The organism is Reyranella sp. (assembly GCF_036558665.1).
Classification (GTDB): domain Bacteria; phylum Pseudomonadota; class Alphaproteobacteria; order Reyranellales; family Reyranellaceae; genus Reyranella.
Window position 1 is genome coordinate 12,842 of record NZ_DATBFE010000183.1, and the last position, 26,071, is coordinate 38,912.

The 26,071-nt window shown below is 65.5% G+C and carries 25 protein-coding genes; 17 read left to right on the plus strand and 8 right to left on the minus strand.

The features are described 5' to 3' along the window. Position 1: 1 nt before the first annotated feature. Genes VH499_RS25130 through VH499_RS25145 form a run of 4 tightly spaced genes read right to left on the minus strand, consistent with a single transcriptional unit; the run spans position 2 to position 4,706 of the window. Positions 2-1,405 carry a cytochrome ubiquinol oxidase subunit I gene (locus VH499_RS25130; protein WP_332055516.1) on the minus strand — a complete coding sequence of 468 codons (1,404 nt, stop codon included), beginning with the start codon at positions 1,403-1,405 and terminating at the stop codon, positions 2-4. A 36-nt stretch (positions 1,406-1,441) separates the two neighbouring features. Next, a complete protein-coding gene (locus tag VH499_RS25135) occupies positions 1,442-2,473 on the minus strand; it encodes an asparaginase (RefSeq protein ID WP_332055517.1) in 1,032 nt (343 codons plus the stop codon). Continuing rightward, positions 2,470-3,012: a hypothetical protein gene (locus VH499_RS25140; RefSeq protein WP_332055518.1), complete on the minus strand. Its 543-nt coding sequence runs from the start codon at positions 3,010-3,012 to the stop codon at positions 2,470-2,472. Before VH499_RS25140 ends, VH499_RS25135 begins: the two co-directional genes overlap by 4 nt. After that, on the minus strand, positions 3,009-4,706 hold the full coding sequence (locus tag VH499_RS25145; RefSeq protein WP_332055519.1) for a hydantoinase B/oxoprolinase family protein: 1,698 nt from the start codon (positions 4,704-4,706) through the stop codon (positions 3,009-3,011). Before VH499_RS25145 ends, VH499_RS25140 begins: the two co-directional genes overlap by 4 nt. Positions 4,707-4,786: 80 nt before the next feature. On the opposite strand from VH499_RS25145, the gene VH499_RS25150 reads away from it, so the two are divergent. Further along, positions 4,787-7,123 carry a xanthine dehydrogenase family protein molybdopterin-binding subunit gene (locus VH499_RS25150; RefSeq protein WP_332055520.1) on the plus strand — a complete coding sequence of 779 codons (2,337 nt, stop codon included), beginning with the start codon at positions 4,787-4,789 and terminating at the stop codon, positions 7,121-7,123. 14 nt (positions 7,124-7,137) lie between these two features. After that, positions 7,138-8,466: a bifunctional 3-(3-hydroxy-phenyl)propionate/3-hydroxycinnamic acid hydroxylase gene (locus VH499_RS25155; protein WP_332055576.1), complete on the plus strand. Its 1,329-nt coding sequence runs from the start codon at positions 7,138-7,140 to the stop codon at positions 8,464-8,466. On the opposite strand, the gene VH499_RS25160 is transcribed toward VH499_RS25155, so the two are convergent. Next, positions 8,463-8,858 carry a Zn-ribbon domain-containing OB-fold protein gene (locus tag VH499_RS25160; protein WP_332055521.1) on the minus strand — a complete coding sequence of 132 codons (396 nt, stop codon included), beginning with the start codon at positions 8,856-8,858 and terminating at the stop codon, positions 8,463-8,465. The genes VH499_RS25155 and VH499_RS25160 overlap by 4 nt on opposite strands. A 4-nt stretch (positions 8,859-8,862) precedes the next feature. Then, positions 8,863-10,035 carry a thiolase domain-containing protein gene (locus VH499_RS25165; RefSeq protein ID WP_332055522.1) on the minus strand — a complete coding sequence of 391 codons (1,173 nt, stop codon included), beginning with the start codon at positions 10,033-10,035 and terminating at the stop codon, positions 8,863-8,865. A 120-nt stretch (positions 10,036-10,155) separates the two neighbouring features. On the opposite strand from VH499_RS25165, the gene VH499_RS25170 reads away from it, so the two are divergent. Next, a complete protein-coding gene (locus VH499_RS25170) occupies positions 10,156-10,971 on the plus strand; it encodes a metal-dependent hydrolase (protein WP_332055523.1) in 816 nt (271 codons plus the stop codon). 18 nt (positions 10,972-10,989) lie between these two features. Here the strand turns inward: VH499_RS25170 and VH499_RS25175 are convergent, their stop codons facing one another. Beyond that, positions 10,990-12,198 carry an LLM class flavin-dependent oxidoreductase gene (locus VH499_RS25175; protein WP_332055524.1) on the minus strand — a complete coding sequence of 403 codons (1,209 nt, stop codon included), beginning with the start codon at positions 12,196-12,198 and terminating at the stop codon, positions 10,990-10,992. Between the two features lie 81 nt (positions 12,199-12,279). On the opposite strand from VH499_RS25175, the gene VH499_RS25180 reads away from it, so the two are divergent. From VH499_RS25180 to VH499_RS25240, 13 genes are read left to right on the plus strand one after another with little or no spacing between them, the layout of a single operon-like run. Continuing rightward, entirely contained in the window at positions 12,280-13,374 is a 1,095-nt protein-coding gene (locus VH499_RS25180; protein ID WP_332055525.1) for a CoA transferase, read from the plus strand. Next, complete coding sequence (locus VH499_RS25185) at positions 13,371-14,498, plus strand: CaiB/BaiF CoA-transferase family protein (protein ID WP_332055526.1); 1,128 nt, start codon at positions 13,371-13,373, stop codon at positions 14,496-14,498. Before VH499_RS25180 ends, VH499_RS25185 begins: the two co-directional genes overlap by 4 nt. Next, entirely contained in the window at positions 14,498-15,478 is a 981-nt protein-coding gene (locus VH499_RS25190; RefSeq protein ID WP_332055527.1) for a nitronate monooxygenase family protein, read from the plus strand. Before VH499_RS25185 ends, VH499_RS25190 begins: the two co-directional genes overlap by 1 nt. A 52-nt stretch (positions 15,479-15,530) precedes the next feature. Further along, positions 15,531-16,643, plus strand: coding sequence for an S-(hydroxymethyl)glutathione dehydrogenase/class III alcohol dehydrogenase (locus tag VH499_RS25195; protein WP_332055528.1), 1,113 nt, complete (start codon positions 15,531-15,533; stop codon positions 16,641-16,643). A 12-nt stretch (positions 16,644-16,655) separates the two neighbouring features. Further along, positions 16,656-17,531, plus strand: coding sequence for an MBL fold metallo-hydrolase (locus VH499_RS25200; protein ID WP_332055529.1), 876 nt, complete (start codon positions 16,656-16,658; stop codon positions 17,529-17,531). Between the two features lie 28 nt (positions 17,532-17,559). Continuing rightward, the gene (locus tag VH499_RS25205) at positions 17,560-18,399 is read left to right on the plus strand and encodes an SMP-30/gluconolactonase/LRE family protein (RefSeq protein ID WP_332055530.1); all 840 of its coding nucleotides are present in this window, start codon (positions 17,560-17,562) and stop codon (positions 18,397-18,399) included. 22 nt (positions 18,400-18,421) lie between these two features. Next, complete coding sequence (locus VH499_RS25210) at positions 18,422-19,234, plus strand: SDR family oxidoreductase (RefSeq protein ID WP_332055531.1); 813 nt, start codon at positions 18,422-18,424, stop codon at positions 19,232-19,234. Between the two features lie 14 nt (positions 19,235-19,248). After that, the gene (locus tag VH499_RS25215) at positions 19,249-19,803 is read left to right on the plus strand and encodes a carboxymuconolactone decarboxylase family protein (RefSeq protein ID WP_332055532.1); all 555 of its coding nucleotides are present in this window, start codon (positions 19,249-19,251) and stop codon (positions 19,801-19,803) included. Between the two features lies 1 nt (position 19,804). Continuing rightward, positions 19,805-20,605, plus strand: a complete 801-nt coding sequence (locus VH499_RS25220; RefSeq protein ID WP_332055533.1) for an SDR family NAD(P)-dependent oxidoreductase — start codon at positions 19,805-19,807, stop codon at positions 20,603-20,605. A 50-nt stretch (positions 20,606-20,655) separates the two neighbouring features. After that, a complete protein-coding gene (locus VH499_RS25225; RefSeq protein ID WP_332055534.1) occupies positions 20,656-21,504 on the plus strand; it encodes an ABC transporter substrate-binding protein in 849 nt (282 codons plus the stop codon). Between the two features lie 17 nt (positions 21,505-21,521). Further along, the gene (locus VH499_RS25230) at positions 21,522-22,193 is read left to right on the plus strand and encodes an amino acid ABC transporter permease (protein WP_332055535.1); all 672 of its coding nucleotides are present in this window, start codon (positions 21,522-21,524) and stop codon (positions 22,191-22,193) included. A 2-nt stretch (positions 22,194-22,195) separates the two neighbouring features. Next, positions 22,196-22,879 carry an amino acid ABC transporter permease gene (locus VH499_RS25235; RefSeq protein WP_332055536.1) on the plus strand — a complete coding sequence of 228 codons (684 nt, stop codon included), beginning with the start codon at positions 22,196-22,198 and terminating at the stop codon, positions 22,877-22,879. Next, complete coding sequence (locus tag VH499_RS25240) at positions 22,876-23,634, plus strand: SDR family oxidoreductase (protein ID WP_332055537.1); 759 nt, start codon at positions 22,876-22,878, stop codon at positions 23,632-23,634. Before VH499_RS25235 ends, VH499_RS25240 begins: the two co-directional genes overlap by 4 nt. 15 nt (positions 23,635-23,649) lie before the next feature. On the opposite strand, the gene VH499_RS25245 is transcribed toward VH499_RS25240, so the two are convergent. After that, entirely contained in the window at positions 23,650-24,729 is a 1,080-nt protein-coding gene (locus VH499_RS25245) for an aldehyde reductase (protein ID WP_332055538.1), read from the minus strand. Positions 24,730-24,851: 122 nt separating this feature from the next. On the opposite strand from VH499_RS25245, the gene VH499_RS25250 reads away from it, so the two are divergent. Beyond that, on the plus strand, positions 24,852-26,066 hold the full coding sequence (locus VH499_RS25250; protein WP_332055539.1) for a hypothetical protein: 1,215 nt from the start codon (positions 24,852-24,854) through the stop codon (positions 26,064-26,066). Positions 26,067-26,071 lie beyond the last annotated feature (5 nt).

A 26,071-nucleotide genomic window follows, 5' to 3' on the forward strand; every position in this document is an offset into this window, starting at 1 on the left:
CTCAGATCCTTCGGCCGGTGGCTACCGCGGGTGCCGGCGTGATGCCGGCGGCGTGGGTTGGCACCGGCGCGGGCCCCGGTTCATCCTGATGCGGCGTCTGCCCCATCAGCTTCAGGACATAAACGATGCCGGCACCGAAGACGATGAAGTAGACGACGATGAAGGCAACGAGCGACGAGGCGACCGCCGGTGCCTGCAGCGGCGATACCGATTCTGCCGTGCGCAGGAGGCCATAGACGGTATACGGCTGGCGGCCGACCTCGGTCGTCACCCATCCGGCGACCACGGCAACAAAGCCGGCCGGTCCCATGGTCAGGGCGAGCCGGTGCAGCCACGTCCAGTCGTAAAGGCCACGCCACAACCGGGCGAGCAGGCTCCATGCCCCGAGCAGCAGCATGAGCAGACCAAGCCCGACCATGGCGCGGAACGACCAGAAAACGATCGCCACGGGCGGCCATTTGCTGCGCGGCACGCTATCGAGACCATCGAGCGGCGCGTCGAGTGAATGCTTGAGGATCAGCGACGAGAGCTTGGGCACCGAGATCTCGTCGCGCACCTTTCCCGCCGCCTGATCGGGCAGGCCGAACAGGATCAACGGCGCGCCGTTGGGGTGACTCTCGAAATGGCCCTCCATCGCCATCACCTTGATCGGTTGATATTCCAGCGTGTTCAGCCCGTGCTGATCGCCGAGCAGGACCTGGATCGGCGCCGTCACCGTGATCATGCCCATCGCCATGGAGAACATCACCCGCACGCCCTCGCCCTTCCGCCCGTGCAGCAGATGCCAGGCCGCGACCGCGCCGACAGCGAGCGCCGTGGTGAGGTAGGCCGCCGTCACTGTGTGGGGAAGCCGATATGGAAAGGACGGGTTGAAGATGATCTGCCACCAGTCGGCGGGCACGAACTGGCCGTTGGCCGCAACGGCGTAACCGGTCGGCGTCTGCATCCAACTGTTGGCAGCGAGGATCCAGAAGGCCGAGATCAATGTTCCGACCGCGACCGCGAGGGTCGCCGCGAAGTGCAGGCCGCGTCCGACGCGGTTCATGCCGAACAGCATGACGCCCAGGAAACCTGCCTCGAGAAAGAAGGCCGTCAGGACCTCATAGGCCATCAGCGGCCCGACGACCGGGCCGGCCTTCTGCGAATAGACCGACCAGTTGGTACCGAACTGGTAGGACATGACGATGCCCGACACCACGCCCATGCCGAAGATGAGCGAGAAAATCTTCAGCCAGTACTTGAAGAGGTCGAGATAGACGTCGCGACCCGTCGCGAGCCACATGCCCTCGAGCACGGCGAGATAACTGGCAAGCCCGATGGTGAACGACGGGAAGATGAAATGAAACGAAATGGTGAAGGCGAACTGCAGCCGGGCCAGCAGGGTTGCGTCGAAGGCTTCAAACATCGCGTTCCCCTCGCGCCGGACCGTGCGGGCGCCTCGCTATCCGAAGGCGTCAAAGAGTTCGGCGATGCCGGGCCGCTCCAGTCCGGCGCGCAGGCACGCATCCAAGAGAATGCGCGCCTTTACCGGATGCAGGCGCCCACCCCAGATCAGGCCTGCCTTGCGTAGCGCGATCTCCGAACTCGGGCCACCGTAAGTCTGTCGCAGCATTGGCCCACCGCCGGCCCGCGGCGAGACGACGGTGGGCAATACCGTTGCCAGTTGCACCAACCCGCCGACGACCCGTTCGGGCACATGCCCGCCACCCATTGCCGCGATCACGGCACCACCATAACCCAGTCGATCGGGCGCGCGGACCAGCGCCCCGATCAGGCCGCCCGGCTCGTCCAGTACCATCGACAACAACGCCACCGGTTTGTATTCGGTGTTGCGCGCGGCACTGGGTCGCGGCCCGAGCTTGGCGCGCGCCGCTATGACGGCGTCGCGAACCGGCAGTGCGAGCGGCACGACGCGGTCTTCGACCAGGGCCGCCAGCGGCCCGGTTTGCGTCGAGGCGAAGGCGTCGAGCCGCGTCGGATGGACTTTCAGGACATCGACGGCGGCATAAACCTCGTCGAGCATCACCGCCACGACGCCGAGCGCCTTGGCATGCGCCCGCACCCATGGATCGGTTGCGACCCGCACCGCAGCCAGCAGGTTTCCCGGTCCGTCGGGCGACGTGAGCGCGGGATTGCGCATCGCCGCCGTCACGATCACGGGAATGTCGAGGTCGAGCAGCAGGTCGAGCAGGAAGCTCGTCTCTTCCAGCGTATCGGTACCCTGGGTTACCACGATGCCGTCGACCTTCAGCGCATGGATCCTGGTCGCCAGCGCATGGATCTGATCGAAGGTGAGCGAATGACTACCGACGCGCGACACCGTTTCCGCTTCGATGTCGGCGATCCCGGTGAGTAGCGGCACGGCGGCGACGAGGTCGTCGGCGCCTAGTCCCATCTGCATGACACCCGTCGTGTCGGGGCGCGTGGCGATGGTGCCGCCGAGGGCGAGGATGTGGATGCGGGGTTTGCTCATGACTGAAGCTTCAACGAGGCGAAGAAGCGCTGGGCCTCCGGGCCGGTCACCGATCCGGCCGGACCGAGGAAGGCGAGCGACACGAAGCGCCTTCCCTTCAGGAGCACGAGTTGCCGCAGTGCATTGCCTGCAGGCAATGCACCAATCGACTCGACCGCCGCCGCCCCCTGCACCTGACGCCATTCGACCTTGCTCCATTTTCCACCCGCCAGGCTGCGGGCCCGGCTGTCGAGCGCGGCTTGCAGGATGACGCGCGGATTGCCGGCGTCGACGTCACCGGGATAGAGGGCGCTTTGCGCGACATAGGAAAAGCTGCCGGCGTCCAGACTGTAGGAATGGAGCTTGAAGGGCGTGCCGCCGGCCGAGGTGTCGTTCACGATGCGATGGTCGGGCACGCCCGGCATCTGTACCGTGAACACATTGTCCTCGACTTCGACGCCGTACCACTGCTCCGGCAGGCGGAGCGGCGTCTGGGCCTCGGTGCGAGACGCCAGCCCAAGCGCTGGCAGCGCAAGGAGCCCACGACGAAGAAGCGTCATCCCGTCGCCGGCCGAATGCCGAATTTCTCGCGGGCCTCTGCGGGCGTGTAGTAACCACGGGCGATGTCGCGCGCGATCAGCTCCGGCTTCCGCCTGGCCGGATCGCCGAAACCGCCGCCGCCCGGCGTCGACACGCGCACCACATCGCCGACGCCGATCTGGATGTCCTGATCCTTGGAAAGGTGCGGCGGGCGGTAGCTTTGGCCGGCTTGCGTCACGAGCACGGTGTTGGTGCCTCCGTCCCTGCCGCCCAGGACGCCCTGCGGCCCGGTCCGGCCGTGATCCATCACCATCGACACGCGCGCCTCGCCGCGGCGCAGCCTGATCGCGTAGTTGATGCCGAAGCCGCCACGATATTCGCCGGCCCCGCCCGATCCCTCGCGCAGCGAAAACTCCTCGAATAGCACCGGATAGAACTGCTCCAGTACCTCGACCGGCGGCATCTTCGAGATACCGATTGTCGAACAACCGTTGGAAAGACCGTCGCCACCCTGGAAGCCGCCGTAGCCGCCGCCGGTGAAGAGATACATGATGTAGTTGCGCTTGCGTTCGGGGTCGTAGCCACCGACCCCGAGATTGCCCGACGTGCCGGCGGGCGCCGCGAACAGCAGATCGGGAATGGCATGGGTCAGCGCCGCAAACACGGCCTCGGCGATGCGCTGGCTCACTTCAGCGGCGCAGCCGGACACCGGGCGCGGATATCTGGCGTAAAGGAACGTGCCTTCGGGTTCGACGATGTGAAGCGGCTCGAAGGTGCCGGCATTGATCGGCACGTCAGGGAAAATGTGCTTGATGGCGAGATAGATCGCCGACTTGGTCGTGGCGATCACGCTGTTCATCGGACCGCGACAGGGCGGGCTCGATCCGGTCATGTCGAAGGTCAGCTTCTCGCCCTTCTTCGTGATCTTCATCCTGATCGTGAGTGGCTCGTCGATGACCCCGTCACTGTCGACCTGCGAGCTGCCTTCGTACACGCCGTCGGGGATCTGCGCGATCCTGGCCCGCATCTGGCGCTCGGCACGATGGCGCATCTCGGCGATCGCCTGGCGCACCGTGGCCGCGCCATAACGATCGATCAGCGCCGTGAGCCGCTGTTCGCCGGTCGTGAGCGCTGCCGCCTGGGCCTTGATGTCACCGATTCTCTGGTCGGCGATACGAATGTTGCTCAGGATGATCGACAGGATCTCCTGGTCCATCTCGCCCTGCTTGAAGAATTTGACCGGGGGCAGGCGCAGGCCCTCCTGCTCGACCTCGGTGGCGCTCGCCGAGAAGCCCCCCGGGACCATGCCGCCGACATCCGGCCAGTGACCCGTGTTGGCAAGCCAGGCGAACAGCTCTCCCCCGTGGAAGAAGGGTTTCACGAAGCGCACGTCCATCAAGTGCGTGCCGCCGAGATAGGGGTCGTTGACGATGAACACGTCGCCCGGATCGACCTTGCCGGCATAGTGGGTTTTCACCCGTGTAATCACCGCCTGGGTCGAAAACTGCATCGTGCCGACGAATACCGGCAGGCCGAGCTCGCCCTGGGCGATCAGCGCGCCGTCCTCGGCCGCATAGATGCCGTCGGAGCGGTCCATGCCTTCGGAGATCACCGGCGAGAAGGCCGAGCGCACGAAGGCGAGATCCATTTCGTTGCAGACCTGGATCAGGCCGTTCTGGATGACCGTCAGGGTCACGGGGTCGAGGTTCGACATGGCAGCAATGACTAGCACAGCCCCCTGGGTCGTGCGCTATGATCGTTCCCGATTTCCCACCCATTTTCGGACGGACCGCCATGAACGCTCCTCTGGACGCGGACAATCTCAATTTGACGAAATTCGGCATCGGCCAGCCGGTGCCGCGCCAGGAAGACCCCACGCTGCTCAGGGGCCGGGGCCGCTACACCGACGACGTCAACCTGCCGAACCAGGCCTATGCCGTCATGGTGAGAAGCCAGGTGGCGCATGGCATCCTGAAGGGCATCGACATCGACGAGGCCCGCAAGATGCCGGGCGTGTTGGGCGCATGGACCGGCGCTGATCTCGATCAGGCGGGCTACGGTCCCCTCAAGACACTGATACCGGTGCCCAATCGCGATGGCTCGCCGATGAAGGTCCCGACGCGCCATTCGCTGGCGACCGGCAAGGTGCGCTTCGTCGGCGATCCGGTGGCCTTCGTCGTCGCCGAAACGCTGGCCCAGGCGAAGGACGCTGCCGAGACGGTCGCGCTCGACATCGAGTCGCTGCCGGCGGTCACCGATGCGCGCGCCGGAGCGGAAAGCGGCGCACCGCAGGTCTTCGACGACGTGCCGGGTAACATCTGTGTCGACTTCCACTACGGCGACAACGCGAAGGTGGCCGAAGCCTTCGCCAAGGCAGCACATGTGACGCGCCTGCGGCTGGTCAGCAATCGGATCGTCGTCTGTGCCATGGAACCGCGCTCGGCGATCGGCCACTACGATGCCGCCTCGGATCGCTACACCCTCTATGCCGGCAACCAGGGCGTCTTCGGCCTCAAGCACCAGATGGCGGACCTCCTGAAGATCAAGCCGGCACAGATGCGAGTCTCGACTGGCAATGTCGGCGGCTCGTTCGGGATGAAGGGTTCGCCCTATCCCGAATATGCCGGCCTGTTTCATGCTTCCAAGCTGCTCGGCCGTCCGGTGAAGTGGACCGACGAGCGCAGCGGCAGCTTTCTTTCCGACCAGCATGGCCGCGATCACGATTTCGACGCCGAGCTGGCGCTCGACAAGGATGGCCGATTTCTCGCGGTGCGGATGACGGGCTTTGCCAATGTCGGCGCTTATCTTGCCAATGTCGGCCCGTTGATGGGATCGATGGGCGTCACGCGCAATCTCGCGGCGGTCTATCGCACGCCGTTGATCGAGGTCTCGTCCAAGGTGGTGTTCACCCACACCTCGCCCGTCGGCGCCTATCGCGGGGCCGGCCGGCCGGAAGCGAACTATTTCATGGAGCGGCTGATCGACACTGCGGCGCGCGAAATGGGCATCGACCGCATCGAGATGCGCAGGCGCAACCACATCCGTCCCGAGGAGATGCCCTACAAGACGGCGTCAGGCACGACCTACGACAGCGGCGAGTTCACGACGCTGCTCGACAAGGCAGTGAAGCTCGCCGATGTCGCGGGCTTCGCCGGGCGCAAGGCCGAGAGTGCGACGCGAGGCAAACTGCGCGGCCTCGGCATCGGCGACTATCTCGAAGTGACGGCACCACCGACCAAGGAGATGGGCGGCATCCGCTTCGAGCCGAACGGCGACGTCACGATCATCACCGGCACGCTCGACTACGGCCAGGGCCACTGGTCGCCGTTCGCGCAGGTGCTGACCGAGAAGCTCGGCATCCCCTTCCACAGGATCAAGCTGATCCAGGGCGACAGCGACCTTCTGATTGCAGGCGGCGGCACCGGCGGCTCCAAGTCGATCATGGCGTCGGGTGCGGCGATCGTCGAAGCCTCGGACAAGGTGATCGACAAGGGCAAGCAGATTGCCGGCGTCGCCCTCGAGGCCTCGGCTGCCGACATCGAATTCAGGGCCGGCCGTTTCAGCATCGTCGGCACCGACCGCGGCATCGGCATCATGGAGCTGGCTGCGAAGGTGCGTGCCGGCATGAAGCTGCCCGAGGGCGTGCCCGCCACCCTCGACGTCAGCCACGTTCACGAAGCGGCGCCCTCGGCCTTTCCCAATGGCGCTCACGTCGCGGAGGTCGAGATCGATCCCGACACCGGTTGGATCGATGTGGTGAAGTACACCATGGTCAACGACTTCGGCACGGTCATCAATCCGCTGTTGGTCGAAGGGCAGAGCCACGGCGGTGTCGTTCAGGGCATCGGCCAGGCGATGTTCGAGCGCGTCGTCTACAGCGACGACGGCCAGATCGTCACCGGCAGCTTCACCGACTATGCCCTGCCGAGGGCCTCCGACACGCCGTCCTTCCGCATCGACTACCATTCGGTACCCGCCAAAACCAACGCGCTGGGAGCAAAAGGGTGCGGCGAGGCGGGCTGTGCCGGCTCGCTGCCTTCGGTGATGAACGCCATCGTCGATGCGCTGGGCGGCAAGCACATCAACATGCCCTGCACGCCCGAACGCGTCTGGGAGGCGCTCAACTCCTGATCGCCGACGTCGCCATCGTCGGCTGCGGGCCGGTCGGCGCGCTGCTGGCCAACCTTCTCGGACAGGCTGGCCTCTCGGTCGATGTCTACGAGCGCGAGGCCGCCATCCATGCGCTGCCGCGCGCGGTGCATTTCGACGGCGAGGTGATGCGCATCTTCCAGTCGGCCGGCCTTGCCGGGCCTGTCGTCGCCGTGGCCCGCAGTTCATCCAAGGGCATGCACTTCATCGATGCGGCGGGCCGCACGCTCATGGTTCGGCGCGGCATCGACGGCGTTGGCCCGCACGGCTGGGCCGGCAACTGGTATTTCCACCAGCCGTCGTTGGAGCAGATCCTGCGCGAAGGCCTTGCCCGTTTCCCCAACGTGCGGCTTCACCTTGGCCACGACGTCGGCTCGGTCGACGACCTGCAGGCGCGCTATGTCGTGGGCTGCGATGGCGCACGCTCCCTGGTGCGCCGTGCCATCGACAGCCTGGCCCACGATCTCGATCTCGATCAGCCGTGGCTGGTGGTCGACCTCATTTGCGATCCCGCCTCGCCGCGCGTGCGGACCTTGCCCGACTACACGATCCAGCTCTGCGACCCCGAACGGCCAATGACGATCGTCAATGTCGGCGGCAAGCGGCGCCGGTGGGAGATCATGCTGCTGCCGGACGACGATCCGGCGCGCCTCACCGAACCCGACATCTTCTGGCCGATGATGGCGAAATGGCTCGGGCCGGAAGATGCCGCAGTCGAGAGATCGGCCGTCTACACCTTTCACTCGGTCGTCCAGGAAGCCTGGCGCAAAGGACGTCTGCTGCTGGCGGGCGACGCCTGTCACCAGACCCCGCCATTCCTCGGCCAAGGCATGTGTGCCGGCATGCGCGACGTCGCCAACCTCGCCTGGAAGCTCGCCGCCGTGGCGAAGGGCGCCGCGGCCGATGTCCTGCTCGACACCTACGAAAGTGAGCGGCGGCCGCATGTCACGGCGTTCATCGAGTTGGCCGTCCGATTGGGTGCCGTGATTCAGGCGACCGATCCGGCAGCCGTCGCCGAACGCGACCGTCGCTTCGCCGAAGGTCCGCACACCTTCGACTTCCCGCAGCCGCAGCTCGGCCCCGGCTGCCGCATCGACGCGCCGCCACCGGTCGGCACGATCTTCCCCCAGCCGCGACTGGCGGATGGCCGCCTGATGGATGACGCCATCGGCCAGCGCTTTGCCATCGTCGGTGACGTCACGCTGCTGACCCATTTGAGATCTGACGCAGTGCCGTTGCCCGCGGTCGGCCGGGAATGGCTGGCTGAGCACCACCTGCGGGCGGCGATGCTGCGCCCCGATCGTTATATCTACGCGGTTGCCTAAGCCGGTGTGAACATCGGCAGCGGCGGGCCGCCGTCGGTCGGCTTGAAGACGAGCTTCACCGCCTGCTCGACCTCGAGCTTGTCGAAATTGCAATCGACGATGTTGGTCACCATGCGCGGACCCTCCGCCAGCGTGACGTAGGCCATGACATAGGGCACCGGCGCGCGGCGCATGACGCTATAGGAATAGATGGTGCCCTTGCCCGACGCCTCGATCCATTCGGTCCTGTCGCTGAAGCAGAACGGACAGATGGTGCGCGGATAGTGATGCACCTCTCCGCAGCTCGTGCATTTGCGCACGAGAAGCTTGCCCTTGGCGGCGGCGTCCCAGTAGGCCTTGGTCTCCGGGCTGATGGAGGGCGCCGGCAGCTTGCGCTCTCTGGTCTCGACCATGATCCTATTCCCTCTCCAGAATGACGGTGGCGCTGCCGTGCCGGAGGCCGAGCGAGCCGCCGGTGCCGTGCGCGAGCGCGAGATCGCAGTTCTTCACCTGCACCTTGGGATGCGCCTCGCCGCGCAACTGGCGAACGGCCTCCAGCACCTTGGTGAGGCCGCCGCGATTGCCGGGATGGTTGCTGCAGAGTCCGCCGCCATCGGTATTGAAGGGCAGCTTGCCTTGCCCCGCGATCAGATTGCCGTCCGACACGAACTTGCCGCCCTTGCCCTTCTCGCAGAAGCCGAGATCCTCGAGCTGCATCAGCACGGTGATGGTGAAGCTGTCGTAGATCGAGGCGTACTTGATGTCGGACGGCTTGACGCCCGCCTCGGCGAAGGCGGCCGGCCCGGTGAAACGCGCGCCCGAATAGGTGAGATCGACCTTGCCGCCCATCTGCGTCTTGATGAACTCCGAGGCGCCGAGCAGCCTCACCTTCGGTCGTTTGAGCCTGGCCGCGATGTCCGGCGCCACGACCACGATGGCGCCGCCGCCATCGGTGATGACGCAGCAATCGAGCCGGTGCAGCGGATCCGAGATCATCGGCGAGTTCACGACGTCCTCGACCGTGACCACGTCCTTCAGAAGGGCATGGGGATTGTGCTGCGCATGATGCGACGCCGCGACCTTGATCCAGGCAAGCTGCTCCGAGGTGGTGCCGAACTCGTACATGTGGCGCATGGCGCACATGGCATACATGTTCACGACCGTCGGGCCGTAGGGAAATTCGAACGGCTCGTCGGGTGTGGGCGTGCCACCGCGGCTGCGCGGCACGGTGCCGGTCGCCATGCCTTCGGCACGCGGGCGGCCGGCCAGCGTGATCAGCGCCACCTTGCACTTGCCCGCCGCGATCGCCTCGGCGGCGTGGCCGACATGGAGGACATAGGACGAGCCGCCGGTATCGGTCGAATCGACGTGCCTCGGGCGCAGCCCCATATATTCGACCATCGACATCGGCCCCAGCCCCGGCGCGTCGCCGGCGCAGAAATAGCCATCGACGTCGTCCTTGCCGAGGCCCGCATCCTCGAGTGCGCCCTTGGCCACCTCGGCGTGGATCTGGGCCAGCGACAGATCCTTCGCCAGACGCGTCGGATGCTCGTAGATGCCGGCGATGTAGGCCTTGCCCTTGATGCTCATCGCGCGCCGTCTCCTTGCTTCAGGTTACAGGGCATGGTGCGCGATTCGTCGCTCACGAAAAAGCGAAGGTTTCCGTTCTGAGGAACCTGTTAGGCTGCAATCAAGACCGGGAGGAATGGGATGCGTTTTCGGTTTTTCGCCCTTGTCGCCGCCGCTTGCCTGGTTCTTGTCAACGCGGCCAACGCTCAAGGCAAGATCCAGCTTCAATGGTTCGCGCAGTCCGCGTTCAAGCTTACCATGCCCGGCGGCAAGGTCGCGATGATCGATCCCTGGATTACCGGAAATCCCAAGTGTCCGCCGGAATGGAAGGATCTCGACAAGTTCGGCAAGGTCGACGTGATCTTCGTCACGCATGGCCATGGCGATCACCTGGGGGATTCCATCGCCCTTGCAAAGAAGAACGAGGCGCCGGTCTGGGCACCGGCGGGCATGGATCAGTTCCTGATAGCGCTCGGCGTCCTGCCTGCCAGCCTGGCGCCGCGCTTCGGCAAGGGCGGCACCATCGAGCCGGTTCCCGGACTGAAGGTCACGGCGGTGCATGCCGAGCATTCGTCCGAGATGATCCTCAAGGACCCTGCGACCGGGAAGGAGACGAGCTATCCCGCCGGCGAGCCGGTGGGCTTCATCTTCCAGTTCGACAACGGCTTCACGATCTACGACATGGGTGACACCGCTCTGTTCGGCGACATGAAGTTCTACGGTGAAAGGTACAAGCCCGATCTGCTCCTGATCCCGATCGGCGGGCATTTCGTGATGAATCCCTCGGATGCCGCCTTCGCCACCAGGGAATGGATCAAGCCCAAGATGGTGCTGCCCATGCACTACGGCACCAGTTCGGTGCTGAAGGGCACTCCTGCCGAGTTCAAGACGGCGCTGGGCCAGACCTCGATCAAGGTCTTGGACGACTGGCAGCCGGGCCAGGTGAAGGAGTTCTGACGCGAAGCGTCATGACCCCTAGTCGACGTCGCGCGCGCCGACGGTGCGCTGGCGGAACTCGTCCGGCACGTCGCGGCCAACGTCGGTGAAGGCCTTTTTCACCGCTGCAACCGTCGGGCCGAACACCGCCTTGCGGTTGGTGCGCGCCCACTCGTTCGAGGCCACGATCGTGTCCAGCGAACCTTGGAAGCGCGGCATCACGTAGCGCGCGAACAGCTCGTAGGAGCGCAGCGTTGCCTCGCGGCTCGCCCATTCGTGCGCGCGGAACAGCACACCACCGAAGCCGCCGTTGGAATAGCCCAGCAGCCGCTCGATTCCCTTCGCGACGGTGTCGGGCGTGCCGACCAGCGTCGTGCCTTGCGCCACGCCCTCGCGTAGCGGGTCGTCGGAGCGGCCCGGTGGACGGCCCAGCGTGTCCTCGAAGTAGGTCACGGTCTCGCGCCGTTCGCCGATATGGACATCGCGCAGCGCCTGCTCGTCGTCCTCGGCGAGATGGGCGTTGACGACGATGCGCCATTTCGAGCGATCGGCCGTCTTGCCGTGCTGGGCCGCGGTCTCCTCGTAGATCGCCCATTGCCTGGCCATCGCCTGCGGTCCCCCCGGCAGGCCGGCGCCGATCGAGAGCACGCCGAGGCCATGCTTGCCGGCCGCGATCATGCCCGAAGGCGTGATAGTGCTGGCGCAGGCGATCGGGAAATGCGGTTGGCTGTAGGGTGCGAGATGCAGGCGCGCCTCGCGCAGCTCGAACCAGTCGGTCTTCATGGTGACGGGCTCCCTGCACTCGAGGAGCCGCATGATCGCCTCGAGCGCTTCCTCCATGCGGCTGCGCTGCGTGGAAGGCTCGATCCCCATCATGTAGGCGTCCGACGGCAGGGCGCCGGGGCCGCAGCCCAGCATCGTGCGACCCCGCGACATGTGATCGAGTTGCACGAACCGGTTCGCGACCATGAGCGGATGGTGATAAGGCAGGCTCGTGACACCCGAGCCGAGGCGGATGAAGCGCGTGCGCTCGATGGCGGCGCCGATGAAGACTTCCGGCGCGGCGATCGTCTCCCAGCCGGCCGAATGATGCTCGCCCACCCAGGCCTCGTCGAAGCCGAGCTCGTCGAGCCATTCGATCAGCTCCATGTCGCGTGCCATGGCAAGCGTCGGATTCTCGCCCACGCGATGGAACGGCGCCAGGAAGATGCCGAATGTCAGCCCCTTGTGATTGCCGGTCTGCGCCATGTCGCTACCTCCGTTGTTGGACGCTAGCATGGCGGGCAGCGTTGACCGAGGTCTTCGCCCGCGATACGCGGAAACAGTGCCATGAGCGCCGCCGATACCTTGCCGCTCCAGCGTTTCACCGTCGTCGAAGTGAACGACCGCGACGTCCCGCAATGTCTGCGCCTTGCGACGTCGCTGGCGGGCAAGATCGCGGCCGACCTCGGCGCCGATGTGCTCAAGGTGGAGCCGCCGGGCGGCGATCCGGTGCGGAAGGCACCGCCCTTCCTGCCGCAAGGCGGAAGTGCGCTGTTCCAGTTCCTCAACACGTCGAAGCGCTCGCTGGTACTCGATCTTGCGAGCGACGCCGGTCATGCCGCCTTGGGCAAACTGCTCGACACCGCCGATGCGGTGCTGTTCGAGGAGCCCGCCTGCGTCGCCCCGCAGATGCGCGCAAGTCGCGCGACGCCGATCGAGATTGCCGCGCTTCCCGCCGGTATGCAGGCGGGTGCGCATCCGGTCAGCGAATTCACGATACTGGCCATGAGTGGCCTCCTGCACATGATCGGTGAACCGGAACGAAAGCCGCTGAGGATTGGCGGCCATCAGGCGTCCTATGCCGCGGGACTGACGGCTTTCACCGGTCTTGCGGCCGCGCTGGCGGCACGTGACGCAGGCCGCAACGCCCCCGCCGTGCGTGTATCGCTGACCGAAGTGATGCAGTGGGTCAACTGGAAGGCGGCTTCGGGCGCCGACGCATCGGGCGTTTCGCCGGGACGCGAAGGCAAGCGCTCGGAGTTTCAGGTCGTGCCTTGCAGGGACGGCCACGTCGCGGTCGTCCATACGGCGACGCAATGGCCCGCGATGCGCGCCCTCGTCGGCGATCCGCGTCTCGACCACGTGAAATATGCCACGCGCGCCGGCCGACGCCAGAACGTCGCCGAACTGTACGAGATCTTGACGCCCTGGCTTGCCGACAAGACACGTCGGGAAATTCAGGCTCTGGCCCAGGCCAAAGGCGTCCCGTTCGGGCCGATCTTCTCGCCGGCCGAATTGCTCGCAGCCGAGCAATATCTGGCACGCGGCTTCTTCACCGACATTGCGCATCCGACGCTTGGAACACTGCGCCTGCCGCAGCTTCCGGTGCAGTGGAACGGTCGTTCCTTCGCGCCGCGGCCGGCGCCGGGGTTGTCGACATGAGCGCTCGCCCGCTTCACGGCGTGCGCGTCCTCGACTTCGGCCTGCTGACGGCCGGCGCCAATACCTCGGCGATGCTGGCGGATCTCGGCGCCGACGTGCTCAAGATCGAATCGGGCGCCTATCTCGACCCCTTCCGCGTGGTCGGCAAGCCTGACAATGACGACGGTTGGTGGAACCGCTCGCCGCAATTCCGCTTCACCAACCGCAACAAGCGCGGACTGGCGCTGAACCTGAAGGACCCGCAGGGCCAGCGCGTCATCCGCGAACTCGCGGCGCGGTGCGACGTCGTGATCGAGAATTTCCGACGCGGCGTGCTCGATCGCGCGGGTGTCGGCTACAAGGATCTGAGCGCCATCAATCCGAAGCTCGTCTTCGCCGCCATCTCCAGCCAGGGCGATACCGGGCCCGAGCGCATGAACGTCTCCTTCGGCAGCACGCTCGATGCCACCTCGGGCATCGCCGCGCTGACCGGTTACGAGGGCGAGGAGCCGCGCATCTCCGGCATGGACGTGAACTATCCCGACCAGATCGTGTCGCTGTTCGCGGCCGGCATCGTGATCATCGCCATCATGGTAGCGCGGCGCACACGCCGGGGTTGCTTCCTCGACTTCTCCCAGCGTGAGGTCGCTTCGTTCACCCTGGGTGAGGAGATCCTGGCCGCCGCCTGCAATCCCGGCCGCAGCAGCGTGCGAGGCGGCAACGCCATCGAAGGGATCGCACAGCAGGACACGTATCGATGCAGCGATGGGCGCTGGATTGCGGTCACCTCCGAGATCGCGCTGCCGGATCTGGCGCGGTTTTGCGCCGCCCTGACAAGCACGGAAGCCGCTGCCGAGCTGCTGACACGCGGCATTGCGGCGGCGTCCTGCAACGACGGCGGTGACCTCCTGCGTGACGTGGCCCTGGCGGGCGTCACGCTGACGCGCGACGAGAAAGGCCGACTGGTCAAGGGTCTGCCCTATCGGCTCGACGGCAAGGGCATCGTCATCGAGTGCGCGGCCCCCGATCTCGGCCAGCATACCGAAGAGGTCCTGCGCGACCTGCTCGGCTACGATGAGGCGAAACTCGAGGAACTCGCGAAAGCCGGCGTGACGTCCACCACGCCCAGCACGGGAGACGTCTGATGGCGCGCGCCGAAGTGCTGAATCTGATCGACCGCATGGCGATGCCCTTGATCGCCGCGCCGATGTTCCTCGTCTCCAACCCGGCTCTCGCCCTCGCCTGCTGCGGCGAGGGCATCATGGGCAGCTTCCCCGCTCACGGCACGCGCAGCCGCGAGCAATTCCAGGCCTGGCTCGACGAGATGCAGGAGGGCATCCAGCGGCTGGAGGATGCCGGGAAGAAGCCGGCGCCGTGGGCCGTCAATCTCGTCGTCCATTCCTCCAACCCACGCTATCCCGGCGATCTCGAACTGGTCGAAAAATATCGGGTCCCGGTCGTGCTCACCTCAAAGGGCGCGCCGGGTGATGCCATCAGGCGCATCCATGACTGGGGCGCGGTGGCGCTGCACGACATCGCCAACCGTCGCCATGCCGAGAAGGCGCTCGAAGCGGGTGTCGACGGTGTGATCGCTGTGGCGGGTGGCGCCGGCGGCCATACCGGCACGATCAACCCCTTCGCGCTTGTGAACGAGGTGCGCCAGCTCGGCGAACACTTCGCGATCGTGCTGGCGGGCGGCATGTCCACCGGCCGCGATGTGCTGGCGGCCGAGGCGATGGGCGCCGACCTCGCCTATGTCGGCACGCGCTTCATCGCCACCCGCGAGGCGATGGCCGCCGACGCCCACAAGAAGATGATCCTCGACACCCGGGCGACCGACGTCTTCCTGACCGCCTCCATCGACGGTGCGCCGGCCAACTGGCTGGTGCCGAGCCTGCTCGCCGCCGGCATCGATCTCGACGTGCTGCGCACGACGCTCCCGGGCAAGATCGTGGCCGCGCAGGAGAGCAAGAAGCGCTGGAAGGACATCTACACGGCAGGCCACGGCGTCGGGAACATCGACGACATCCCGACCGCCGCCGACCTTTGCCGCCGCCTGATCCGGCAGTATCGCGAGGCGAGGTCCCGGATGACCGGCCGCCGCGCGAAAGTGGCGGCGGCATAGACTGCGGCCGCTCCCCTGCTCTAGGCTCCCCGTCTCACCCGGGGAGCGCAGCGTGAAGACGAAGGCGGCGGTCTGTTACGAAGCCGGCAAAAAACTCGAGATCGAGACGGTCGACGTCGAAGGACCGAAGTTCGGCGAGGTGCTGGTCGAGATCAAGGCGTCGGGCGTTTGTCACACCGACGAGTTCACGCGCTCGGGCGGTGACCCGGAAGGACTGTTTCCGGTGATCTTCGGTCACGAGGGTGCAGGGATCGTAGTCGACGTCGGGCCGGGCGTCGTCTCCCTCAAGAAGGGCGATCATGTGATTCCGCTCTACACACCCGAATGCCGGCAATGCAAATCGTGTCTCTCGGGCAAGACCAACCTCTGCACGGCGATCCGCGGCACACAGGGTCAGGGCGTGATGCCTGACGGCACCTCGCGCTTCTCGATCAAGGGCAGGAAGATCCATCATTACATGGGCTGCTCGACCTTCTCGAACTACACCGTGCTGCCCGAGATCGCGCTTGCCAAGATCCGGCCCGACGCGCCCTTCGACAAGGTCTGCTACATCGGCTGCGGCGTGACGACGGGCATCGGCGCCGTGATCAACACCGCCAGGGTCGAGCCGGGAGCGAACGTCGTCGTGTTCGGCCTGGGCGGCATCGGGCTGAACGTCGTGCAGGGCGCGCGCCTGGCGGGCGCCGGCATGATCGTGGGCGTCGATCTCAATCCGGCGCGCGAGGCGCTGGCGCGCAAGTTCGGTCTCACCCATTTCGTCAATCCCGCTGCGCTCGAAGGCAAGGACGTCGTGGCCCATCTCGTCGAAATGACCGATGGCGGCGCCGACTACAGCTTCGAGTGCGTGGGCAACACCAAGCTGATGCGCCAGGCGCTGGAGTGCTGCCATCGCGGCTGGGGCAAGTCGGTGATCATCGGCGTCGCGGGCGCCGGCCAGGAGATCAGCACGCGGCCGTTCCAGCTCGTCACCGGCCGACAATGGCTCGGCACCGCGTTCGGCGGCGCCAGGGGACGGCGCGACGTGCCGAGGATCGTCGACTGGTACATGAACGGCAAGATCGATATCGATTCGCTGATCACCCACACCATGCCGGTGGAAAAGATCAACGAAGCGTTCGACCTGATGCATCGCGGTGAGTCGATCCGCAGCGTCGTCACTTTCTGAGGAAGCGGACACATGACCGTGCGCAAGCTGGGCAGCGCCATCATCGAGAAAGTCGAGGAGATCTGCGGGCCGGGCTTCAAGCCGACACGCATGTTCCCCAGGTTCAGCCAGCAGGCCTTCGACGCGCACAAGTCGTGGATGGTGCCCGAGCATGTCGAGGCCGGCAGCGACCGGCTGGTCGGCAGCGTCCACACATGGATCGTGAAGACGCCGCATCACACCATCCTGATCGACACCTGCCTCGGCAATCACAAGCAGCGGCAGAACCCCGGCTGGAACAACCTCAACACGCCCTTCCTCGAGCGCCTGGCGGCGTGCGGTTGCCCGGCCGAATCCGTCGATTTCGTGATGTGCACCCATCTCCATGTCGACCATGTCGGCTGGAACACGCAGCTCAAGGACGGTCGATGGGTCCCGACCTTCCCCAATGCGAAGTACCTCTTCGCCAAGCGCGAGTACGCGCACTGGGAGACGGAGCGCAAGACCAAAGGCGCCAACGTCAACGATGGATCGTTCGACGATTCGGTGCTGCCTGTCGTGGAAGCCGGCAGGGCGGTGATGATCGGGACCGACCACCAGCCCGATCCGCTGCTCACCCTCAAGGACTATCCCGGCCACACGCCGGGGTCGGTCGCGATCAATCTCGGCGACGGCGACCGCAAGGCCTGCTTCTCGGGCGACATCATGCATCATCCGATCCAGGTCTACTACCCCGATTGGTCGAGCCAGTTCTGCTGGGACCAGGAGCTCTCGGCCAAAAGCCGCCGGTTGCTCCTCGAGGACTGCGTCGAGAGCCAAGCACTTCTCTGTCCCGCGCACTTCCCGGGCGCCAATGCCGGCTACATCAAGCGGCAGGGCGATGCCTTCAGGATCGAGTGGGACCGATGATCAGGTTTTCCGAACTGAGTTCCCGACCATGAAGCTCGAGCCATTCCTCTCCGGTCTCTGCTTCGGCGAAGGGCCGCGCTGGCACGATGGCAGGCTGTGGTTCTCGGACTTCTACGTCCATCAGGTCCGCTCCGTCGACGAAAGCGGCAAGGCGGAGACGATCGTCGAGGTACCCGGCCGCCCGTCGGGCCTGGGCTGGCGACCCGACGGCACGCTGTTGATCGTGAGCATGACCGATCGCCGGCTGATGCGGTTCGCGAAGGGCAACCTTGCGGTCGAGGCCGAACTGAAGTCATTAGCGAGCGGATACTGCAACGACATGGTCGTGGACGGCCAAGGCCGCGCCTATGTCGGCAATTTCGGCTACGATCGTCACGCCGGCGAGACGCCGCGCACGACCTGCCTGATCCGCGTCGATCCCGACGGATCGGTGCACAAGGCAGCGGACGGGCTGCTCTTTCCCAACGGCACGGTGATCACGCCCGACGGCCGGACCATGATCGTGGGCGAGACTTTCGCCCATCGCCTGACCGCTTTCGATGTCGCTTCCGACGGCACGCTCTCCAACAAGCGCCTGTGGGCGGTTATCGACGCCTGCTATCCTGACGGCATCTGCCTCGATGCCGAAGGCGCGATCTGGGTCTCCGACCCGTTCGGGCACCGCGTGCTGCGGGTTTTGGAAGGCGGCCGGATCACGGACAGCATCGACCTCGCGCCGCGCGGCGCCTATGCCTGCATGCTCGGCGGGGCCGACCGGCGGATGCTCTACGTCGTCACCAATTCCGGCAGCGGTCCCGGCATCGCCGACAAGCGCGACGGCCGTATCGAGACGATGCGGGTGGACGTACCGGGCACCGGCTGGCCTTGAACCGCCTGCGAAGGGGGAAGCGATGAAGGGTCCTGAAGACGATCCCGGCCTCGACGGCAAGGTAGCGATCGTGTCGGGTGGCGGCGCTGCGGGGGACGGCATCGGCAATGGCCGCGCGGCCGCCATCCTGCTGGCGCGGGCCGGCACCAAGGTCGTTGTGTCCGATCTCGACCTCAAACTTGCCGAACGCACGGTCGAAATGATCAAGGCCGAGGGTGGCGTTGCCGTCGCCGAGCCGTGCGACGCGACCAAGGAGGCCGATTGCCGCCGCCTCGTCGATGCCGCGGTCGATCACTGGGGCCGTCTCGATTTCCTCGACAACAATGTCGGCATCGGCAGTCGCGGCAGCGTAGTCCAGGAGAAACCGGAGGAATACCGGCGCGTGATGCAGGTGAATGTCGAGACGATGTTCCTGCTCTCCAGGCATGCCATTCCCGCGATGATCAAGACCGCCAAGGGCGGCGCGATCGTCAACATTTCCTCGATCTCCGCGCTCAGGCCGCGCGGGCTCACGACCTACACGACCTCCAAGGCGGCCGTGATCGGTCTCACCCGCGCGATGGCGGTCGATCACGGCAAGGACCATATCCGCGTGAACTGCATTTGCCCCGGACCGATGTACACGCCGATGGTCTATGCCCGCGGCATGAGCGAGGCCGCCCGTACCCAACGCGCCGGCGCCTCGACACTAAAGATCGAAGGCACCGGCTGGGACATCGGCTATGCCGTGCGGTTCCTGATGAGCGGCCATGCCAGGTACATCACCGGACAGGTGCTGGTGGTCGACGGCGGGGTCACGCTGCAGGGACCGGAACGGGATTCACAGGATCATTGAGGAGACACGCAAGAATGGCTCGCCTGCCCTATCTCGAGGCCGACCAGGTCGCGCCGGAATATCGCGACATGCTGAAGCGCAACACCAACCTGCACAAACTCCTGGTGAACAGCCCCGACATGGCGAAGGCTTTCAACGGCGTCGGCAACTTCATCCGCTTCAGGAGCAAGCTCGATCCGCGGCTGCGCGAGCTCGCCATCCTGCAGGTAGGCTGGCTGGAAAGGTCGGAGTACGAATTCACCCATCACGTAAAAATCGGCAGGGAATTCGGCGTCACCGACGAGGATATCGAGGGCCTGATGGCGGAGACGGAGGGCAAGCCGTCGAAGCTCGAGCCGCTCGCCAGGGCGATCCTGAGGGGTGCGCGCGAGATGGTGCGCGATCTCGGCATGTCAGAGGCGACCTTCACAGATATCAAGCGGCATCTTTCCGACGAGCATATGACCGATCTCGTGCTGACGGTCGCTCACTACTGTGCCGTGGTACGCGTGCTCGCGACCATGAAGATCGACAACGAACCCTTCTACAAGGAGGTGCTTCGGCAATATCCTATTCCCGGAGTGTCGTGACATGCGGCTGAAGGACAAGGTTGCCATCGTGGTCGGCGCGGGGCAGAGCCCCGGCGAAGGCATCGGCAATGGCCGCGCCACCGCCCTCACCTTCGCCCGCGAGGGCGCCAAGGTCGTGTGCGTCGACCGCGACCTGAAATCCGCGGACGAAACGGTTCAGATGATTGCGGAAAAGCAGGGCGCGGCCGTGGCCTTCGAGGCCGACGTGACCAAGGCAGCCGACATCAAGGCCATGGTCGCTGACACTCGGTCGCGCTGGGGTCGCATCGACATCCTGCACAACAATGTCGGCGTGTCGCTGGCAGGCGGTGATGCCGAGCTCCTCGAAATTGCCGAGGAGGCGTTCGACCGCTGCGTGGCAATCAACCTCAAGAGCTGCATCCTGGCCTGCAAGGAGGTGATCCCGATCATGCGCCGGCAGATGAGCGGCGCCATCGTCAACATCTCCTCGATGGCGGTAATCACGACCTATCCTTACGTCGCGTACAAGGCGACCAAGGCGGCGATGGTATCGTTCACCGAGCAGCTCGCCTACCAGAACGCAAGCTACGGCATTCGCGCCAACGTGATCCTGCCGGGCCTCATGAACACCCCGATGGCGGTGGACACCCGCGCCCGCGAGTTCAGGAAGACGCGTGCCGAAATCGAGGCTCAGCGCGACGCCCAGGTTCCGTTGCGCCGCAAGATGGGCACTGGCTGGGATGTCGCCAACGCAGCGCTCTTCCTCGCCTCCGACGAGGCCAAATTCATCACCGGCGTGACCCTGCCCGTGGATGGCGGCGCCAGCGTGCGACGCGGATGAAAGCAGCGCATAGTCCTTGCCTACCGGGACGCCGAGGAATGGGGGACTCCATGAATTGGACGGCTTTGATCGCAACGGCGGCCCTTGCGCTTTCAGGCGCGGCCATGGCGCAAAACACCGATCATCCGGGGGACAAGACCATGGTCGTCGGTTCCGACTTCGGCGTGGCGCCGTGGATGGTGCGCGGCGCATCCGGACCGGAAGGCTTCGGCGTCGACATGATCACGGACATCGCGAAGCGCGTCGGCCGCCCGGGCGTGGAGATCGTCGACATCAACTTCTCCGGCCTGTTCGCGGCGCTCTTTTCCAAGCGGATCGAATTCACGGTCAATCCGCTCAACATCACTGCCGAACGCGCCGAGCGCATGCTTTATACCGAGCCGTTCTTCGCCACGGGCAACGGCTTCCTCGTCCGCGCCGCCGACGAGATGAAGGGCTTCGAGGATCTCAAAGGCAAGCAGCTGGCGGTGAACCGCGGCACGATCTCCGATACCTGGGCGACCGCCAATTCCGAGAAATACGGCTTCGAGGTGCAGCGCTATGACACCTTCCCCGATTCGGTCCAGGCCGTGATCACCCGCCGCGCCTTCACGGCGTTGAACGAAATCCCGACTGCGGTGTTTGCCGCGGCCCACAACAAGGCGATCAAGGTGGGCTTCAAGGACTTCAACGGGCGTAATTTCGGCTATGCCTTCCGGCTCGAGGACACGGCCTATCGCAACACCGTCGAGGAGGCGATCGAGTGCATGAAGCTCGATGGCACGCTCGCGAGGATGTACGAGAAATGGTACGGCTCCGCGCCCGACCAGACCTCGACGATCAATGCGGTGTTCGTGGGCTACGGGGCGCCCGGCTTCAAGGGCTACGAATTCAAGCCGCATGTGCCGGGCTGCAAATGACGGCCGAATAGGGCGTCATGCGCCCGCTCCTCGACAATTTCTTCAATCCGCAGATTCTCGCCCAGTACGGGCCCTCCATCATCGGCGGCTTCGGCACGACCGTCGCCGTCGCGCTGCTCACGATCTTTTCGGGCGTGGCGATCGGCCTGATCCTCGCCGTCGTGCGCGCGATGCGGATCGGGCCGGCCGATGTGTTGATCACGACGTTCGTCGACGTGTTCCGCACCCTGCCCCAGCTCGTGGTAATCGTGTTCATCTACTTCGGCCTGCCCTATGCCGGCATCCAGCTCTCGCCTTTCGCCGCCACCGTAGTCTCGCTCGGCGCCGTCCTGGCCGCCTTCGCCACCGAGATCTTCTGGGCCGCCATCCAGGCCGTGCCGCAGGGCCAATGGGATGCCGCGCGCTCGTTGGGGCTCGGTTTTTTCCGCATCCTGTTCTTGGTGATCCTGCCGCAAGCGATCCGTATCTCGGTGCCGCTTCTCACCAACCGCGCCATCGCCATCACCAAGGGCACCGCACTCGGTACCGCGGTGGCACTGCCCGAGCTGCTCGGCCGCGCCGAAAGCGCGATGGCGATCGCCGCCAACCCCTCGCCGCTCACCCTCGCGGCCGCCCTCTATCTCGTCTTCTTCGTACCCCTGGTCGTGGCGAGCCGATGGCTCGAAGCGCTGGGTCCCGCGCGGCGCTGACCATGGATGCTCTGCAGCTCTTCCTCGACAATTTTGCCGACTGGCAGAGCTTCGTGCGGATCTGGCCGCTCTTGTGGCAAGGCCTGCAGCTCACGGTCCTGCTGGCCGCCGTGACGCTGCCGCTGGCGGTCCTGGCCGGCCTTGCGATCGCCATTCTCTACAGCTTCCACAACAGGAGCCTGAACATCCTTCTTTTGGTCTGGATCGACCTGTTCCGCTCCTTTCCCGTCCTCGTCCTGCTGATCCTGATCTTCTATGGCCTGCCGTTCCTCGGCTTGAAGCTTCCCTCCTTCGCCGCCTGCGTGCTCGCGCTGGCGCTCAACAATTCCGGCTACTACGGCGAGATTTTCCGCGCCGGTATCGAGGCGGTGCCGCCGGGTCAGCGCGAAGCGGCACGGGCGCTCGGCCTGCAGCCGCTGCCGCTCATCTTCCTGGTCATCCTGCCGCAGGCGATTGCGCGCGTGCTGGCGCCGCTTGCCTCCAATTCGCTCGAGCTGGTGAAGACCACCTCGATCGCCGCTCTGGTGGCGCTGCCCGAGCTCCTGCGCTCGGCCCGGGTCGCGCAGGAACAAACCTACAACCCGACGCCGCTCACGGCCGCCGCGGTGATCTTCTTCGTCCTGCTTTGGCCTTTCGCACGCTGGGTGGCGAGGCTCGAACGCGACATGCTGACGAGGCAAAGATGAAGCGACTCCAGGGCAAGACGGCGCTGATCACCGGCGCCTCGTCCGGCATCGGCCGCGCCATCGCCAGGAAGTTCCATGCCGAGGGCGCGATTCTTCTGTTGATGGACATCACCGAGCAGGTGATCGAAGGCGGCGAGCCGACGCACGAGCTCCTCAGCGTGCCCTTCTTCAAGGGCGACGTTTCAAAGGAAGCAGCCGTCGAGGAGGCTGTGCGCCGGGCCGCGGAACCCACGGGTCGGCTCGACATCCTGGTCAATGATTCCGTCATCCGGGTCGGCAAGCCTCTGGTCGAGACGAGCCTCGATGAATGGGAGCGCGTCATGGCGGTCAATGTCACCGGCGTCTTCCTGATGTGCCGTGCCGCGGTGCGCCGGATGCTGACGCAGGACATCCGAAACGAAGCGCGCGGGCGTATCGTCAACATTTCCTCGCAACATGGCATGATCGCCGCGCCCGAGGACTGCTCCTACGGCGTCTCGAAGTCGGCGGTCGTTTATCTCACCCGCCAGATCGCCGCCGACTATGGCAAGGACAACATCATCTGCAACGCCGTCGCGCCGGGCAAGATCCTGACCGGCAAAGGTGGCCGCGCCGTCGAGCCGCGCTGGATCGAGTACAGCCATGCGCGCACGCCGCTGCCGCGGCTCGGCCGCTCCGACGATGTCGCCAACGCCGCCCTCTTCCTCGCCTCGGACGAGGCAACCTTCATCACCGGCGAGAACCTGATGGTCGATGGTGGGTGGATGGCGAGTTGAGACTGCGGCCGAAGCTCACGCGATCCCGAGCGCCAGGAGACTGTCGGCGGTATCGACGATCGCTTCGTCATTGGAACGTGGCGACCACTCCAGGAGCGTTTTCGCCTTCTCGCTGGACACCGTCCGCTTCCTACCGAGCTCGAACAGATGCTCGTGCAACATCGGATCGAACGGCGCCGCGAGTTTCAGCAGCCAGTCAGGCAGACGTCGGGTCGGCACGCGTCGGGCCAGTTCGGGACGCCGGGCGCGAAGGGTGTGCGCGATGTCGGCCACCCAGTAGAATGGCCCGGCGCCGATGAAGCGCTCGCCCGCCGCCTTCGGATTCGTCATCGCCCGCAGGTGCAAATCGGCAATATCGCGCACGTCCGCCAATGGCCAGCCGAACGCCGGCAGGCCCGGCACCGATCGGTCGAGCAGTCTCTTCACGACTTCGATCGAGACCGAATAGTCGCGGCTGAGCACCGGCCCCAGCACCAGGCCGGGGTTGACGGTCGCAAGTTCGAGGTGTCCGGCCTGCTCCTCGATCCACGCCCAGGCGGCACGCTCGGCAATGGTCTTGGCCCGCTCATAGGCCGAAGTGTCGCCAAGATCGGTCTCATCAGTCCAATCGGCTTCCGTGAACGACGCGCGACCGGCCCCATGGCCATAGGAGACGGCGGCTATCGATGACGTCATCACCACACGCTTCACACCGCCCGCTCGCGCCGCCGCGAGGACCCGCAGGGCACCGTCGCGCGCGGGGCGGACCAGTTCATCGTCGCTTCTCGACCGCCCGGTGGGCAATGGCGAGGCGACGTGCAGAACATGGTCGCAGCCGGCTGCAGCCTCGGTCCAGCCGGCGTCGCCGTCGAGGTCGGCCGCAACGAAAGAGAGCCGATCGCCCGGATCGACGAGCTTCGACAAGGAGGTTCGCACCGCCTCGCCGCGCGCCGGAGAGCGCAGGGTGGCACGGACTCGCCACCCATCCCGGATCAGCTGCGCGATGCAGAAGCCCGCGATATAGCCAGAGCCGCCCGTAACCAGTACCAGACCGCGCTCTTCCATGGTCATGCTCTCCGTGAGGCGCACGATGAGGGTGACATGGAAGAGGCACATCGACCAATGCTGCCGTCACGATTTGTTTGTGCGCGATGATCACAAAAGGCGATAGTCGTTCCCTCGACGGAGAGCGCGCCAATGAACGCCTTCATCACGGTCTCCTCCTGTTCGGAGTGTTCATGGCGGGCATGACGGCACTCGAACGGTGCCGGCGCTTCAATGTCGCCGACATTCGGGGCCTCGCCTATATGCCGGCGCCGAGCGACTACACGCCGACCGGCACGCCCGGGCTCTACGAGACTTCGGATTTCTACAACAACGTCTTCGCCGAGTTGTGGGGACCTGCAAGCCTTGCCTCCGGCCTTCCTGGCCGGGCGGACCTCCTTCGCTTCCGACGGCGACTGGGTGTCAATTTCATTCATTGCTACGACTGGGCGGCCCCGATCGCACGGACGGCTGCCTCCGGGCAGGAGCACGCTCTTCTGGAACACGTCGGCTTCCTGCAAGCCTGCCACGAGCTCGGCATGGCGGCCACGATTCCCGTCAGCAACTACACGATGGATCTACTCAGCCAGGGCAAGACAAATGCCGCTCGTGACAATCTCGAACGCATTACCGAGGAGATCTACGGCCGGGGCGCCATCAAGTCGCCGGTGCCGGGCGCGGGCATGTGGAAGATCTTCAACGAATATGAACTGAACTTCGACCGCAGCGCTCGGCATGTAGTCTCGATCATGAGCTGGATCGCCGAGTGGGAGGAAGCGCATGGCGTGAGCGAGGACAATCGTCTTCCGGTGATGATCAGCACATCGTTCGCCATGAAAGACGGGATCGAGGGAGCCGGTGCCCTCGAGCAAGTTCGCGGCCTCCTGCTCAGGCAGGGCCGGATCGGTCCGTATGACGCCGCGTCCTTCTGGAAGGAGCGCATCGTCTTCGCGACGAACCCGCAGAATCCGGCCCCGGATATCCGCGACTATCTCGTCCGGCGCCTCCCTGCCTATTGGCAGCGGCACGGCATTCCAATGCCGCCAGTGATGTTCACCGAGCTTGGATCAAGCATCCAGCAGGCGGGCGACGAAGAGCAGCAGGCGCGCCAGCTGTCGGAGCAGATCGCTGCGTCGAAGCCGGGTGGCAGCCGCGGCATGATGCTCGGCGCCTGCGTGTTCCTCAACGAGGAACGTCCCTGGGAGCACGGTGCGGAGCGCACCTTTGGCCTCTTGCGCTTCGGGCGCGACAGCGACTGGGGACGGCCGTCGCGGAACTACCGGGCAGGCACGAAGTATCCCGTATGGGATTCCAACGGCCGGTGGTGGCAGCAGACGGCAAACTATCCCGTCGAACAACAGGCCGAGAAGCCGGCCTATCAGGCCGTTGTGGACGCCTGGAAAAGCTGACGCTC